Genomic DNA, 16,541 nt, shown 5'->3' on the forward strand with positions numbered 1-16,541 from the left:
AAAAATTCTATTTTATCAAAGTTATATGTCCATTTACCGAGTACTTTTTATCCGTATCCGGGTCTTTGAATGTGATTGTCCAGCTATAAATTCCTTCCTGAACCAATGCTCCGTTGTAGGTTCCATCCCAACCAACTTTGGCATCCTTCGATTCAAACAGTACTTCTCCCCATCTATTAAAAATGAGTAATCTGAAACTGTAAGGATCAAATCCGGAAGTAAATACCGGTTGGAAAGTTTGGTTGAATTCGTCACCATCCGGAGTGAATGAATTTGGAACATAATAAACCAATTCATCTAACACACGAACAACCACTCTTGCTGTATCCGAGCATCCAAAGGCATTCGTTGCAATTAATTGGACGGTGTAATTACTCGCAACCTCATCATACGTATAGGTTGGTGAAAAAGCAATTGAGTTACCGCCATCTCCAAAACTCCAGCTATAACTTGTCGCATTGGAAGAGGTATTGATAAAATGAATTTCAGGATGTGTAATCGTTGCATCGTATGGAGAAGGTGTAAATGACGCATCAGCATTCGGATTAACGCATATAAAGTTGACCTTCGTGGAAGTTGCTGAACAACCATTCAGGTCTGTTACTGTTAAAGACACCGTAAAACATCCTGCGGACACAAAGTTCGCTGCCGCAGTCAAAAGAGATGCAGCTGTTTGACCGTTACCAAAATTCCATTGTGAACTTACGCTTGAAGGTGTTGAATTTGTAAAATTGACAGCCAAAGGAGCACAACCGGATAAGGTATCAGCCACAAAATTCGTCACAGGTGCTGAATTCACGACAATAGTTGTAGTTGAAGCTCCTGAACAAGAACCAGGAATATCGTATGTAATGGTAAATGAACCAGGTCCGGAAACACTCGGATCGAATAATCCCGTTGCCGCATTTACGATTCCTGTCCCTGACCAATTTCCTCCCGGACTTGCCGCAGAAAGAGAAACTGTGCTGCCATTGCTGCAAAAAGGACCTGCAGCACTAATAGCTGTCGAGGTTCCGGAATTTATGATCACATTGGTTGTAGCTGAAGCGGTGCAAGAGTTGACTGTTATTGTTACAGTGTATACTCCAAAATCACTGCTTGTCATGGATGCCACACTTGGATTCTGAGAAGTTGAATTAAAGGAATTCGGTCCTGTCCAGGAATAAGTTCCTCCCGCAGTTCCCGTCGCTGTTAGATTTAATGGTTGATTCACACACAAAGGACCATTATTGGACGCTGTAACCGTTGGAATTGGATTTACAGTGATTGCTGTTGGAACAGAGGCGGAAGAACAACCTGAAGAGGAAACTGTGACTGTATAAGAACCACTTGTTGTAACTGTAATGGATTGAGTTGTAGCTCCGGTTGACCAGGTATTTCCGGTTGCAGCGGATGAAGTCAAGGTAACGGAACCACCCGAACAAAAGGAAGTTGGACCACTAGCTGCAATGGTTGGCACAGCTGGAATCGGATTTACTGTAACAGCGGTTGCTACCGATGTAGAAGAACAAGAACCATTTGAAACTGTTACTGTATAGGAACCACTCGTTGTAACCGTAATGGATTGTGTCGTAGCTCCTGTCGACCAGGTATTTCCAGTTGCAGCGGATGAAGTCAAAGTCACGGAACCACCCGAACAAAAAGTGGTTGAACCACTAGCTGCAATGGTTGGAACAGCTGGAAGTGGGTTCACGGTAACGACTGTCGCTACTGATGCAGACGAGCAGGAACCATTTGAAACTGTGACTGTGTAAGAACCACTTGTTGTAACGGTGATTGATTGCGTCGTAGCTCCTGTTGACCAGGTATTTCCTGTTGCTGCGGATGAAGTCAAAGTAACGGAACCACCCGAACAAAAAGTGGTTGGACCACTTGCTGCAATGGTTGGCACAGCAGGAATCGGGTTCACCGTAACAACTGTCGCTGCTGATGTAGAAGAGCAAGAACCATTTGAAACCGTGACTGTGTAAGAACCGCTTGTTGTAACGGTGATTGATTGCGTCGTAGCTCCCGTTGACCAGGTATTTCCGGTTGCGGCGGATGAAGTCAAAGTAACGGAACCACCCGAACAAAAAGTGGTTGGACCACTAGCTGCAATGGTTGGCACAGCTGGAATCGGGTTTACTGTAACAGCGGTTGCTACCGATGTAGAAGAGCAGGAACCATTTGAAACGGTGACTGTGTAAGAACCACTCGTTGTAACGGTGATTGATTGCGTTGTTGCTCCTGTTGACCAGGTATTTCCGGTTGCGGCAGATGAAGTCAAAGTAACGGAACCACCCGAACAAAAAGTGGTTGAACCACTAGCTGCAATGGTTGGCACAGCCGGAAGTGGGTTCACTGTAACAGCGGTTGCTACTGATGTAGACGAGCAAGAACCATTTGAAACAGTAACCGTGTAAGAACCACTGGTTGTAACCGTAATGGATTGTGTCGTTGCTCCTGTTGACCAGGTATTTCCGGTTGCAGAAGATGAAGTCAAAGTAACGGAACCACCCGAACAAAACGTGGTTGGACCACTAGCTGTAATCGTTGGCACAGCTGGAAGTGGGTTCACGGTAACGACTGTCGCTGCTGATGCAGAAGAGCAGGAACCATTTGAAACAGTAACCGTGTAAGAACCACTCGTTGTAACTGTAATGGATTGTGTCGTTGCTCCTGTTGACCAGGTATTTCCTGTTGCAGAAGAGGAAGTCAAAGTAACGGAACCTCCTGTACAAAATGTAGTGGATCCGCTAGCCGCAATCGTTGGTACAGCAGGTAACGGATTTACAGTAACTGTTGTAGCAGTAGATGTGGCAGAACATGATCCGTTCGAAACAGTAACCGTATAAGAACCGCTTGTTGTAACGCTGATTGATTGCGTCGTAGCACCTGTTGACCAAGTATTTCCCGTTGCTGAAGACGATGTTAAAGTAACGGAACCTCCTGCACAAAAAGTGGTTGGACCACCAGCGGTGATAGTAGGAACTGCAGGCAATGGATTAACTGTAACGGTCGTTGATGCTGAAGCCGATGTACAACCGCTAGCTGAAACCGTTAATGAATAGGTTCCACTTGATGAAACTGTAATCGATTGCGTCGTTGCTCCGGTCGACCAGGTATTTCCTGTTGCAGATGATGAAGTCAAGGTAACTGAACCACCCGAACAAAAGGAAGTTGGACCACTTGGAGTTATTGTTGGTGTTGCGGGTAAAGGAGTAACTGTGACTACTGTTGCGGCCGATGTTGAAGTGCAACCTCCACCCCCCAGGACAGAAACAGTATACGAACCACCGGTTGTAACTGTAATCGATTGAGTTGTAGCTCCTGTTGACCAGGTATTTCCAGTTGCTGAAGAAGAAGTCAATACAACGGAACCACCTGCACAGAAAGTGGTTGGTCCGCCAGCAGCAATAGTTGGAGGAGTTCCCGGAGTTACTGTTACAGTCCGGCTATTTGTTACCTGATTTCCACATGCATCTGTAACAATTGAGTAAAGTGTAATCGTCCCTGAAGTCGGAAATGAAATACTTGCACTTGCTCCAGTAGCAATACTTGGTGTACCGGATGGACTAAAACTCCAATTATAAGTATATCCCGGAACTCCACCCGTTCCTGAAGTAGAAGCAGTAATTGAACCTCCCTGACAAACAGTAGTTGCAGAAAGTGTGATCGGACTTGCAACATTCGTATATTCCAACGTTTTTCCTGTAATATTCATTACCCATGGAGAAGCTGCTCCGATACAGGTATTTGAACATCCGGTTGCTCCCCAGCAAGATCGGTAGAATTTCAGAATAAAAGTGATGTTTTGAGGAGAACAACTTGGTGCCGGAAGGCAGGTAGAAAGATCAGAATACACCGTTTGATTGGTTGCTGCACAGGTTCCTCCCCCAATTGCATTACAAAACCAATAGAATCCTGCGGCAGAAGGACTAGTACATGCACCGGTCCCAATCCGCATTCCCCCGTCTTGTAACCAACAGGTAGTTCCATTCGCAGAATAAGTAAACGAGAATGTTGCATCTGTAATGGTAGCATTCGCCGGACTGGCAACTACTAAATTATAATCGCATGAATTGGTGAAATTGCAAGAAGCATTGTATCTGGAACCGGTGATGGAAGCCTGCGCCAAAGTCGCTGTTCCTGTTACAAGTGGATCTACGATTAGCTGATAAGAACTGATATTGTCATTGATCCAGTCAGAATCAACTACTAAATCTATTTGATTGGAATGAATCCTATATTCGCCTGAACGAGCTAACTCTTTGGGACCATTTCTAGCAAACAATTTAGCTTCCCCCATTACTGCCAGCTCGGTTGAACCTGCCATTAATTTCAGATTTCCGATACCTTGAGAGTATTCACCATCCGCGAATTGAGCATGAATACCATGCATCCCCCCTAGTTCTTCCCGAAAAAGTAATTTATCGAAAACTCCAAACTCATTGGATTTAATAATAAAACTTGTCTTGATAGCCCCTCTTAGAATGACCATTTCAGCATCAATTCCCGGGAAAACATTGTGAATCAATGCACCGTCAGCTCCTACCGTATAATCAGACCAATCAGCAATCAGTGATGTTAACTCGATACCATTTTGAACCAGGATCAATTTCCAATTATTAAACTGAATAACCCCATTCGCAGTTTTCAGTTCCGTTCTTGCAGTAGAGAAATCAATTGCGGGTTGATCCAATAAATAACCGGATTCATATCTTGTTCCTGAAACCGGATGCAATTCATGTTTAATCGTCAGCCATTTTCCATTCACCAATTGATGCAAATCGCCCAATGCCTTTTGTGTAACGAATTCATGATTATCAGAAACACTTACAAAATAGCGCTCATCTATGGTTCGCTTTTCCAAAACTTCCACACAATTCTCACATGGTGCATTTTCAGGAAGGATTCCAAATTCCGGGTGATTGTAATTTTCGGGAAGGTTATTTTTTCTCCATTCTTCCGGATTCTTTATTTCAGAAACAGGAAAAGAAGTTAGATTGTTAGCTTTTGCAGCCATTCCTGACTGAGCTTGTTTTTCCTGACCAAATAAATGACCAATTCCCACAAAAAAGAGAATGAAAACGAAGGCAAGCTTTGTAGAGTAGTTTCTTGTCGGCATGAACCAGGTATTATTTAACGCTATGATAAAGAGACGTAAATAATCTCACATGGTGGTGTGCATTTTTATTTTTTTTAATACTGAATTAATAAACAGGTAAATTCAAGAAAACTATATCGTTCTAGTTGGCTTTATTCCTTTTAAATCCCTCTCGCCTTCTTAATATTATCGTAAGCTTCCTGAATGCGCTGGAATTTTTCTTTCGCCCCTTTTTGATATTCTTCACCTAGTGAAGCAACTTTATCCGGGTGATAACGAACAGCCATTTGACGGTAGGCTTTTTTCACTTCCTCATCACTTGCTGATTCCTCAATTCCTAAAATTTCATAGTCTGCATTGAGGTTTTGTCTGAACATTCCCTGTACGGATCTGAAATCCATTGGAGGAACCTGAAGCAGATTTGCAAGATACTGCAATGTCTTCACCTCCTGTTCTGAAACCTGACCATCCGATTGTGCGATTCCAAAAAGATAATGCAACAATTGGATTCGAATCTCTACCTGGGCACGCATTCGGATATCCGAACAAATCTGATCTATCGGAATAGTCGGAGCATCCAGGAAGTGCTTGAGCGTTTGTAAATGGGAGGTATTGAACTGGTTCCCGAATTGTTGTGCAAGAAACTTTTTAACGAAATCCAATTCTGATTTCACCACCTTTCCATCACTTTTCATCATATATGCTGAAAGCGCCAAAAGCTGCGTAGGAAAATCATACCGTTGGGTTTGCTGCGTGTAGTATTCAAAAACATCCTGAAACGATTGGCGGGAACCTCCTCCCTGTTGTTGGTTAGGAGTGCGTTTTTGCGCGAATTGTTGTACAATTCCGCCAATTACGAAACCCGCAATAGCTCCAAAAAAACTCCTGGTTAAAACAAACCCTAAAATTGCAAAAATGATACTATACACGCTAAAAAAAATAAAATTCCCGTCAGATAAAGTCCGACGGGAATGATGTATTATACAAATGAGATACTTCTCTCAATAAATTGATTCAACTCCTCGCCTTTCAGCATTCCTTGTGCTAACAAAGCTAAATCTGTCAATTGTTTGATCTTAGTTGATTTTTCTTCGTCGTTAGTCAAGCCTAACAATGACTCTACTTTTTCATGATTTGCATTGACAACCATGCTATATGTTTCCGGGAATGCACCGAAGAAACCACCTCCACCGTATTTTTGCTGCTCCATCATACGACGAACAAACTCCGGCTGGGTAACTATGATCGGTGAATCCGTTTCACTCATTGACTTGAATTCGATCTTGAATTTTCGGTTATCAACTGCAGATTCAAACAAAGGTTTCAAACTGGTTTGTTGTTCTTCTGTCAATTTTGACGGTAATTCACCTTCCTTTTGAATCAATTGATCCAAAGCATCCGCGTCCACCCTTACAAAACTGAAGTTCTCAAACGTTTGCTCCATCAAGGAAATCCAATGTACTGCCAATGGTCCGTCAATAATTGCCACTTGGTATCCGCGATCTTTCGCTTGTTTCACAAAAGAAAAATGCTCTTCTACACTATGTGTGTAAAGGGCGATCACTTTTCCATCCTTATTTGTCTGAAGCGGTGAAATCTGCTCTTTAAATTCTTCAATCGTATAGTATTTTCCATCCGAATTTTTCACCAATGCAAAGCTTTTCGCTTTCTCGGCAAATTTATCATCCGAAAGCATTCCGTACTCTACAAAAATCTTCAGATCGTCCCATTTCGACTCGAAATCAGCCCGATCTTTCTTGAACATTTCAGCCAATTTATCTGCAACTTTCTTTGTAATGTGAGCAGAAATTTTCTTCACATTCCCATCACTTTGTAAATAAGAACGGGAAACATTCAGCGGAATGTCAGGCGAATCAATAACTCCATGAAGTAAAGTCAAGAATTCAGGAACAATCTCCGCCACCGAATCGGTAATAAACACCTGATTCGAATACAAGTTGATCTTATTGCGTTGAACTTCTACGTTTTCCTTGATTTTCGGGAAATACAGAATTCCTGTCAAATTGAAGGGATAATCTACATTCAAGTGAATATGGAACAATGGATCTTCAAAAGACATTGGATACAACTCCCTGTAGAATGAATTGTAATCCTCATCCTTCAGATCAACCGGAGCGGAAGTCCATGCTGGTTTCGGGTTATTCACCTGATTCGGAACATCGATGGAAATGCGTTTCACTTTCCCATCCTCATCCATTTCACCTTCCGGAGAATTGATGTATTCGACCTTGTCTCCGAAGAAAACCGGGATAGGAAGGAATTTACAATACTTGTCCAAAATCCCTTGAATGCGCGTTTTTTCCAGAAATTCAACCGATTCTTCATTGATGTACAAAACGATGTCAGTTCCTCTGGTTTCTTTCTCAATGTCTGTCAAGGTATATTCCGGCGAACCATTGCTCTCCCATTGGACAGCTTGCGAACCATCGTGACGTGACAAGGTGCGGATCTGAACTTTTTCAGCCACCATGAATGCGGAATAGAACCCTAAACCGAAATGTCCGATAATGCTTTCAGCCCCTTCCTTACCTTCGTATTGCTTTACGAACTCCTCTGCACCTGAAAAGGCAATCTGATTGATGTATTTATCGATTTCGTCGGCTGTCATACCGATTCCATTATCTCTGATCGTTAGAGTTTTCGCTTCCTTGTCCAAAAGCACCTCCACTTTCAATTCACCAAGTTCACCTTTAAATTCTCCGGTTGAAGAAAGCACTTTCAACTTCTGTGTTGCATCCACCGCATTCGAAACCAACTCACGTAGGAAAATCTCATGATCGGAATACAAGAATTTTTTAATAATGGGAAAAATATTTTCCGTTGATACATGTATCTGTCCTGTTTTCATACTTACTTGAAATTTCCCTAGACTTGTCAAGGTTTATGCCAAGTAAGTTTAAGTGACAAAATGACAGATTGAATGAAGTGTTTTTTATAAAAAATGCCAGAATAATACTTCTGAAGTTATTGATTTTACAAATAATCTTCAATCTGCTTTCAATTACTCCAAGAAAGATCCAACTAAAATATACGATTTTACAAACTCAATTTGAGTATCAAAACAATACTTGAACCAATCAACTTAAACCTTTCCAAAATAAGCAGTTTTAACAAACCAACAGCCTTTCTTTCGGTTGGGTATTACTTCTGAGAACTACTTTTCAGGAATACAAATGATATTGTCGTGAGCCGGCAATTCTTTCGGAGTTGTAATCTCTATCAGTTTACCTCGTCGTTCTTTGGTTCCTTTTTGTTTGAAAAATCGATAATTCCCAATTGTCTGAACGAGCTCCATCACTTCCAAAGGACTTGGTCCTACTTCCTTTTCCCGCTTTTCTGAAACCTCTATGATGAAGATCGGGAGTTGTTTTCTGAACCAGGACATTCCACCACGGAGCACCTGAGGTTCAAATCCTTCCACGTCGATTTTAACCAAATGAACAGGAGTTTCTTCCTGGAACAAATCGTCCAGACGTTCCATTTTCACTTCCATTCCATTCTCATCCGAACCTTGAGAAATCAGGGATGCTCCTCCCCGATTGACTTCCCAGTTTTCAAATAGCAAAGCTGTTCCTTGTTCATCTGAAAGCGCTACAGGAAGCAATTCGATATTTTTACATTCATTCAGTCCGATATTCGTTTTCAAAATTGAAACGGTATTTGGATTTGCCTCCACGGCATAAACAATTCCTCTTTCTCCAACCCGTTTGGAAGCGATTACGGACATCAAACCGATGTTTGCGCCAATGTCCAGAAATGAACTACCCGGATCGAGATATTTCTCAAGCAATTGAATGGTTCCTTTTTCATAAGTACCGGTTTGGAAGAGCGATAATTCCACTCCAGTATCTTTGGAAGGATCAATGAGTAATTTCACACCATGAATCGTTTTCAGCACATGTTTACCAACCTTCGAAGGATTTGGTAATAGAAGCTGAGGCAGCGCAATAGAAAGCCTGCGAATTCCTTTTACATCCCAATCTCGAAGGGTTGAAATTAGTTTGTGACGAAATAAAAACGAACGATCCGGAACCGACATATCTTGATTTGAGCTCGAATTTAAGTTTTATTATTAACCACATAGGAACATAGGCCACATAGTTTTTAAAAAATAATTGATTATATAAATTTACATTCCCTATGTTTCTATGGCACTATGTGGTTTATCAGGAATAAAAAAAGCCTCGATCCAAACGAACCGAGGCTTTAAATATAATATGAATGCTTCTTAAGCGTAAAGTTCTTCTTGTAAGCTTGCGATTTTCGTGTCTGCCAAATAATCGTCGTAAGGCATCATTTTGTCAATGAAGCCATTCGGTGTCAATTCGATAATTCTGTTTGCAACAGTAGATACCAACTCGTGGTCATGAGAAGTAAACAACATGGTTCCTTCGAAAGATACCATTCCATTATTCAAGGCTGTAATCGACTCCAAATCCAAGTGATTCGTAGGTTCGTCCATTGTCAGGAAATTTGCTTTTGCCAACATCATTCGGGACAACATGCAACGCACTTTTTCACCTCCTGAAAGAACTGTAGCACTTTTCAATGCTTCTTCTCCGGAAAATAACATACGTCCAAGGAATCCACGGATATTCACTTCTTCACGCTCTTCGTCCGTTTGTGCATACTGACGCAACCAATCGATCAAGGGCAATTTTGATTCAAAAAAAGAAGAGTTGTCATTTGGCAAATAAGCTGTTGTAATAGTCGTTCCATATATGAAATCACCTTTATCAGCTTGCATATTCCCATTCAATATTTCGAAGAATTGCGTAATTGCCAAGGAGTTCTTAGAAACGATTGCGATCTTGTCGCCTTTGTTCACCGTGAAAGACAAGTCCTTGAAGATGTATTCGCCTTCATGCATTTTCGACAATCCGTTTACTGTCAAAATCTGATTTCCCGCGTCGCGTTCCTGGTGGAAAGTAATTCCCGGATAACGACGTGATGATGGCTGAATTTCTTCCAAATCCAACTTATCAATCAATTTACGACGGCTGGTAGCCTGTTTCGACTTCGAAGCATTCGCCGAGAAACGGGAGATGAAATCCTGTAATTCTTTCTTTTTATCTTCTGCTTTCTTGTTCTTATCTGCACGCTGACGAGCTGCCAACTGAGAAGATTGATACCAGAAAGTATAGTTACCTGTAAATACATTGATCTTACTGAAATCGATATCACAAATGTGCGTACAAACGGTATCCAAAAAGTGACGGTCATGCGATACAACAATCACCGTGTTTCTGAAATCCAAAAGGAAATCTTCCAACCAACCGATCGTTTTCAAATCCAAGTCATTCGTAGGCTCATCGAGTACCAACACATCCGGATTACCAAAAAGTGCCTGTGCCAACAAGATTCGCACTTTATACTCTGATGGAATGTCTTCCATTTTCATATAATGCTTGCTCTCGTCAATACCTAAGTTACTCAATAATGTTGCCGCATCTGTTTCAGCATTCCAGCCTTCCAAATCCGCAAATTCACCTTCCAATTCAGAAGCACGCATCCCATCCGCATCCGAAAAATCCGGTTTTGCATACAAGGCATCCTTCTCAGTCATGATCTCAAACAAACGTTTGTGACCCATGATTACGGTCTGTAATACTTCGTACTGATCGAATTCAAAGTGATTCTGACTCAAAACAGCCATGCGTTTTCCAGGCTCCAATTCAACACGACCTGAAGTAGGATCTTGCTCTCCCGTTAAGATCTTTAAGAAAGTAGATTTACCGGCACCATTTGCACCAATAACACCATAGCAGTTACCTGAACCGAATTTGAGATTTACATCATCAAATAGAACACGTTTACCAAATTGAAGTGAGAGATTATTTACTGAAATCATGAGAAATACTTGGAATTTTGGTGCAAAGATAGCACTAATTCCCCCTTTATAAAAAAGAAAAGAGTAAAAACCCTGCTAAATAATTATAAATCAACACAAAACCAATTATCAATTATGAATGATTTAATTATCAAGGAGTATCTCCCAAAGAAAGATTTACCCCTTGATAATTCATAATTGATAATTAAATCCTTATTAATATACGACCACTCTATGAGTAGACTTCGCTGTTCCCTGAACTGCATTCAAAATATAGCATCCTTTCGCAACGTTCATCGGGATATTCACTGTTTGAACTCCGGAAGAAGCGGGAACTTGTGTTGTCGAGATAACCGCACCTTTCAGGTCCATCACAATCAGTTTCATCCCGGCTTCCGCGCTAGGAACTTCAACTGACAGATCAGCTCCCGTAGCAACCGGATTCGGAGCAATTGAAATGGTGGATAAGATTCCATTGTCCTCAATCCCAAGTGTTCCGGAAATATTGAAGTTATCCAAGTAGAAGTTAGAAGAGAAATCAGAAGCGATAAACTCAAATTTGAATTTGGTTTTGTTATCCGCAGCTGTCGGAGTGTAAGTGAAACTTGCCGTTTTCCATTGAAGGTCGTTATTTGGAACGTAATCTCCATTTTGGTAGCCAGCCGTTACTAATGCAGCGCCGGTAAGGGAAGTTTTTTGAATCCAGGTCTTCCCACAATCCCGAGAGTAATAAACGACCAATTTCTCTGTGATATCAGCAGAAACATTTGTTCTGGTGCCGTAAGCATAATCAAATGAGATAGTCACATTTGAAGTGCTTCTCAGATCAATCGCAGGAGAAATGAGGTAATCCTTTGCATTTCCCAATCTGTCATTATAGAACCAATCCGCTGTAAACATCTGAGCGTTGGAAACATCCTTGAAGTTGTTTAACTTGAAACATCCTGTATTTCCTCTTCCCCCGGTTGCAACACGATTGAATGAAGCATCATTTTCTTCCGGATTATGTGTGATCCAGAAATTTCCATTTTGGTTGAAATCTTCCATTCTCGGACCTAAATATTCCGCCCAATCACCTTGAACATAAATCATGTGATTGATAGTTTTTGTATCCGATCCGGATGCATTTGCAACTGTAAGTGTCGCGGAATACCATCCCGGTGCAGCATACGTTACCGTTGGATTTTGAGCTGTCGAGGTTGCAGGACTTCCTCCGGGGAAACTCCAGGACCAGGAAGTAACAACTGCTTTCCAGGAAGCATCTTTAAAAACAATAGGGTCTCCTGCACAAGCTGTCATTGCATTTGCATTCGGACCAAGGTTTCCGGTCGTTCCGTTTACATCCACAAAGAAATCAGCCACCGGAATACATGTAACCGATGTCAAAGTAGAAGTTCCTGTCGCCAACAGGTTCTCAGCAGCATACAAATTGTTCCGACCGCTTGTTATCTGGTCCAGCACATTATTCATAAAAGTTGCCTGACCATTGGTGAACATCGAATTACAATAGGAATAATCCATGTAATTCTGCGTATTGTCATTGACGTCTACAGGCCAGTAATTCCCCGGCATAGTCGATTCAACGCAGGTATTCGCATTCATATCGCATGATTCCAATCCGATACAATTGGGAGTATCTCCAATTCCATCATCCTGATTACAGCTACTTGAAATACCCGGATCATTATCACTTCCCCATGTATGTGCCAAACCTAGATAATGACCGATTTCATGTGTCAATACTCTGGATCGGTCAACGTCACCAGTACCGATACTTCCTGTATAATTATGAAGAATAACCACACCATCACGCCAGAATCCACCACCGGTAACATCCGTAGGATAATGAGCAAATCCGGCAACATCCGGATCATCCATTGTTCCAATCACCCAAACATTCAGATACTTATCCCTGTCCCATTGGTTCAACTTCGAATAAGAATCCGCCTGAACGGTCTGATGACTGTAAATATGCTCGATCCCATTTGTACAGTTTCCATACGGATCCAATGTTGCCAAACGAAATTCAAGTCGTGTGTTCCCGATAATGGTATCAAATGGCGATACCACCACAATGGTATCCATATTCTTTTTCTGAAAATCCTCATTTAAAATCCGGACCTGATCCTTGATTTGCAAATCTGTAATATTCTCCGCACCATACTCATGGATTACGTGAAAGACAATAGGAATGATACGAACAGTGGTAGATTTCCCATTGACCAGCTGATTTTCCTTGTATCGGTTGACTAATTTCCGATAATCTTCTGCTAATTCAGGATTTTCAGCAAGCAATTTCTGACGTTGTTTATCAATTCCGCAACGTTGGTGCACTTCTTGGGCAAATGAATTTCCTGTTGAAATCATTCCCATTAAAGTAAGCACACTTAAAAGTAAATTTTTGCGCATGTTTAATAGTTTAATAGATTGGACATCATTTATTTATGATGTGAATCTTTTAAATCCGAGGGCCCATTCGCATTTTAAAAAATCACATGAAACAAATGTAAATGAAGTATTTACACGTTTTGTTAAATGTTCAGTTGTTTAGTTAAGTGCGTCTCGGGAGAATTAAAAGCATACAAAAACGAAACGAATGGTTGCCAATTTCTGTTAAAATGGCTTCGATTTATCTTTTAACGGTATGAAAATTAGTCTAAAACGAATTTTTTAAATTTTTGGAAACGCAAAAAACTCATGAATTGAAAATGGAGAATTGAAAAGTTTTTTGATTCTTCTAACCTTTCAATTATTTAGTTCACCAGAGTGAAAACAGGATAAAAGTCAATCTTTAATTCCTCTTTTAAACTTAAATCGTTATCACCATCCAAATTTGAGACACCAAGGCTAAACGAAGTAGCAAATTTTCTTTTATGTTCTATTCCACCAATATCCCTGTATTGAATATTTAAATTAAGTTTAGGAAAAAATTCAAAATCTTCATGAAAGATTAAATAATCATTTTTTATTATTTGCAATTTGTTTTTAAACAAAAAATAAATAACAAACAGCTGAATTACATCCGGTTGAATGAAAGGTGATTTATTAAATTTTTCGTCTTTCCTTGGAAGAATGAAATCGTATTTAGTACTATTAAGTTCTCTGCTACAATAAATGCTAATAAAGGATTTTTCTGTTTCAATCTCATTAATACAGACTGAATTTTGATATACTTTTAATTCATATCGTTCAGGAAGAACGTCAACTATCATCTTCAAAGCCTTATCAAAGTCAAATTCAACAGTTACTTGGACATTCTTGGCAACACCAAAACCTACATTTTCAATAGAATATACTAAACCATGAGAGTCAAACTCTTTGCTTTTTCTTGTAGCAAGGATATTTATTTCTTTTTCTTGATCTTTATTCCAATTGTAAACTTTGACAAAATTAGATGTATGAAATGACAAAAAAATGTCAGGCATGTAAGAACTGTTTGTCTGTCTCTTTAAAGCACGTAATGTAATTATCGCAACTATAGCCGAGGCAAAAGTCCCCAAAGAAGCTAAAACACTTATATAATTATTAAATTCCTTCAATCAAAAAATCAGTTTATAGTAGTCTTTTAAAATCTTTTAACTTTTCAATTTTCAATTATTTTGTCATCCACTTCAAACTTCTACTATACAGGAAGATAAACAATCCGGAGAATACAAGTCCCATAATAACAGACGCCATGGAAACCATATGGGAAGGGGCGGTTAAGAAGATACTTCCAATACTGGTAAGACAGTAAATGATGTACAAATGAAAGCCCAGTTTTCTTCCGCGAAACATAAACAAAGCTCCTACTAATCCTATTGCTGATGCCAACAAATTCAAAGACATAACAGTCCAGAAATGATTTTGCTGATAAGCTGTTACTTCAGCAGCCTGCTCTATCATATCAGCCATGAAGGTCATCTGACGATCGCGCATATCATCAGCAGCTTGTACTGACACATTGTAATCATTCTCTATTTTTTCAGGACTTGGCTGCCCCATTAACATAGAAGGCAAAGTCACCAATAGTGCCCCACCGGTCGAAATAAAACTCAAAATACATAGTACCGTCAATAAAACGGGTCTTTTTGGATTCTTTTCAACCTCTTGATCTATTTCTGTATAATTTTCACTCATATTCCAGCTTTTACAAATTCTTTACTTGCTTGCATCAACGGATGCATATATCCATCCTCTTTCACAAAAGGAACATTTTTTCTAAAGTTAACAAAGATTTCTTCTTGTCGTTTTCCCGATTTCGCAGGTCTGCGGAATTCCAACGATTGACATGCATGCAAGATCTCGATTCCCTGGATTGAATAACAATTGTCAATTACACGGAATAATTTCGTTGCAGCATTCGCTCCCATGGAAACATGATCTTCTTGTCCATTACTGGAATCAATCGTATCAATACTGGCAGGTGTACACAATTGCTTATTCTGACTTACGATTGAAGCACAAGTATATTGCGTAATCATAAACCCTGAATTTAATCCGGGTTTTGCCACCAGGAAAGCCGGTAAACTGCGCGTTCCTGAAATGGATTTGTAGATTCTTCGTTCACTGATACTTCCCATTTCTGCCAAAGCAATTGCAAGGAAATCCATCACCAACGCCAAAGGTTGTCCGTGGAAATTTCCAGCTGAAACAACGATATCATCGTCCGGGAAAACGGTCGGATTATCTGTAACCGCATTAATCTCTCGTTCTACAATCGTTGCACAATGCTCGATCGTATCATAAGAAGCTCCATGAACCTGAGGGATGCAACGGAACGAATAAGGATCCTGAACGTGCGCTTTTTCGCGATTCGCCAATTCACTATCCCCCAATAATGTTCTGAAAATCTCAGCTGTTTTGATCTGACCAACCTGATTGCGGATTTCATTTACCTGAATGCCGAACGGTTCTTTGCGTCCATCATAACCATCCAATGAAATTGCAGCCACTTCATTGAATTGCTTCCACAATTTTCGTGCATGGGAAATGGCATAAGATCCATAACCGGACATGAATTGTGTTCCATTCAACAAAGCCAATCCTTCTTTCGATCTCAATACAATCGGTTCCAAACCGAAACGTTGATTGATTTCCTGACTGGAATATTCTTTCCCTTCGAATAGTACTGTTCCTTCGCCCAAAAGCGGCAATACCAAATGAGCCAAAGGAGCTAAATCTCCCGAAGCACCCAAACTTCCTTGTTGAAAAACAACCGGATGAATGTGATTATTGTAGAAAAAGATCAAGCGTTCGACTGTTTCCAACTGCACTCCTGAAGCTCCATGGGAAAGCCCCATAATTTTCAGGATCAAGATTCTTCTGACGATTTCTTCCGGAACACGCTCTCCCATTCCACAAGCGTGAGAAAGTACCAAGTTGCGTTGCAATTGCTCCAGATCTTCTGTTGAAATAGCCGTATCACACAAACTTCCGAAGCCGGTATTCACTCCGTAGATCAAGCGGTCGCTTTTAGCAACTTTTTCATCCAAATATGTGCGACATTTTACAATTCCTGCTTTTGCATCTTCACTAATTGCGATTTTCGCATTTGATGCCAGTATCTCATCGAGCTTCTCTAAAGAAACCCATTGATTATCTATGATAAAATGATCCATTTTC

Annotated in this window: 9 protein-coding genes; all 9 read right to left on the bottom strand. The window is 40.5% G+C overall.

Annotated features, from left to right (window positions below):
• Nucleotides 1-7: 7 nt before the first annotated feature.
• On the bottom strand, nucleotides 8-5,107 hold the full coding sequence (locus AAG807_RS16955) for a PKD domain-containing protein (protein WP_341906508.1): 5,100 nt from the start codon (nucleotides 5,105-5,107) through the stop codon (nucleotides 8-10).
• A 140-nt stretch (nucleotides 5,108-5,247) separates the two neighbouring features.
• Nucleotides 5,248-6,015, bottom strand: coding sequence for a TerB family tellurite resistance protein (locus tag AAG807_RS16960; RefSeq protein ID WP_341906510.1), 768 nt, complete (start codon nucleotides 6,013-6,015; stop codon nucleotides 5,248-5,250).
• Nucleotides 6,016-6,065: 50 nt separating this feature from the next.
• On the bottom strand, nucleotides 6,066-7,955 hold the full coding sequence (gene htpG, locus AAG807_RS16965) for a molecular chaperone HtpG (protein WP_341906512.1): 1,890 nt from the start codon (nucleotides 7,953-7,955) through the stop codon (nucleotides 6,066-6,068).
• Between the two features lie 306 nt (nucleotides 7,956-8,261).
• Entirely contained in the window at nucleotides 8,262-9,146 is an 885-nt protein-coding gene (locus AAG807_RS16970) for an FkbM family methyltransferase (protein WP_341906514.1), read from the bottom strand.
• Nucleotides 9,147-9,335: 189 nt separating this feature from the next.
• On the bottom strand, nucleotides 9,336-10,958 hold the full coding sequence (locus AAG807_RS16975; protein ID WP_341906517.1) for an ATP-binding cassette domain-containing protein: 1,623 nt from the start codon (nucleotides 10,956-10,958) through the stop codon (nucleotides 9,336-9,338).
• A 195-nt stretch (nucleotides 10,959-11,153) separates the two neighbouring features.
• A complete protein-coding gene (locus AAG807_RS16980; RefSeq protein ID WP_341906519.1) occupies nucleotides 11,154-13,346 on the bottom strand; it encodes a M43 family zinc metalloprotease in 2,193 nt (730 codons plus the stop codon).
• 344 nt (nucleotides 13,347-13,690) lie between these two features.
• Nucleotides 13,691-14,476, bottom strand: a complete 786-nt coding sequence (locus AAG807_RS16985; RefSeq protein WP_341906521.1) for a hypothetical protein — start codon at nucleotides 14,474-14,476, stop codon at nucleotides 13,691-13,693.
• A gap of 55 nt (nucleotides 14,477-14,531) precedes the next feature.
• Nucleotides 14,532-15,056 carry a hypothetical protein gene (locus AAG807_RS16990; protein ID WP_341906523.1) on the bottom strand — a complete coding sequence of 175 codons (525 nt, stop codon included), beginning with the start codon at nucleotides 15,054-15,056 and terminating at the stop codon, nucleotides 14,532-14,534.
• On the bottom strand, nucleotides 15,053-16,537 hold the full coding sequence (hutH, locus tag AAG807_RS16995; protein ID WP_341906547.1) for a histidine ammonia-lyase: 1,485 nt from the start codon (nucleotides 16,535-16,537) through the stop codon (nucleotides 15,053-15,055). Before hutH ends, AAG807_RS16990 begins: the two co-directional genes overlap by 4 nt.
• Between the last annotated feature and the right edge of the window lie 4 nt (nucleotides 16,538-16,541).

Source organism: Fluviicola taffensis DSM 16823, assembly GCF_943372375.1.
GTDB lineage: Bacteria > Bacteroidota > Bacteroidia > Flavobacteriales_D > Crocinitomicaceae > Fluviicola > Fluviicola taffensis_A.

Bases quoted from the DNA above. Each gene is read 5' to 3' on its own strand.
- AAG807_RS16955 (WP_341906508.1), bottom strand. From the start codon at position 5,107: ATGCCGACAAGAAACTACTCTACAAAGCTTGCCTTCGTTTTCATTCTC.
- htpG (WP_341906512.1), bottom strand. From the start codon at position 7,955: ATGAAAACAGGACAGATACATGTATCAACGGAAAATATTTTTCCCATT.
- AAG807_RS16970 (WP_341906514.1), bottom strand. From the start codon at position 9,146: ATGTCGGTTCCGGATCGTTCGTTTTTATTTCGTCACAAACTAATTTCA.
- AAG807_RS16975 (WP_341906517.1), bottom strand. From the start codon at position 10,958: ATGATTTCAGTAAATAATCTCTCACTTCAATTTGGTAAACGTGTTCTA.
- AAG807_RS16980 (WP_341906519.1), bottom strand. From the start codon at position 13,346: ATGCGCAAAAATTTACTTTTAAGTGTGCTTACTTTAATGGGAATGATT.
- AAG807_RS16990 (WP_341906523.1), bottom strand. From the start codon at position 15,056: ATGAGTGAAAATTATACAGAAATAGATCAAGAGGTTGAAAAGAATCCA.
- hutH (WP_341906547.1), bottom strand. From the start codon at position 16,537: ATGGATCATTTTATCATAGATAATCAATGGGTTTCTTTAGAGAAGCTC.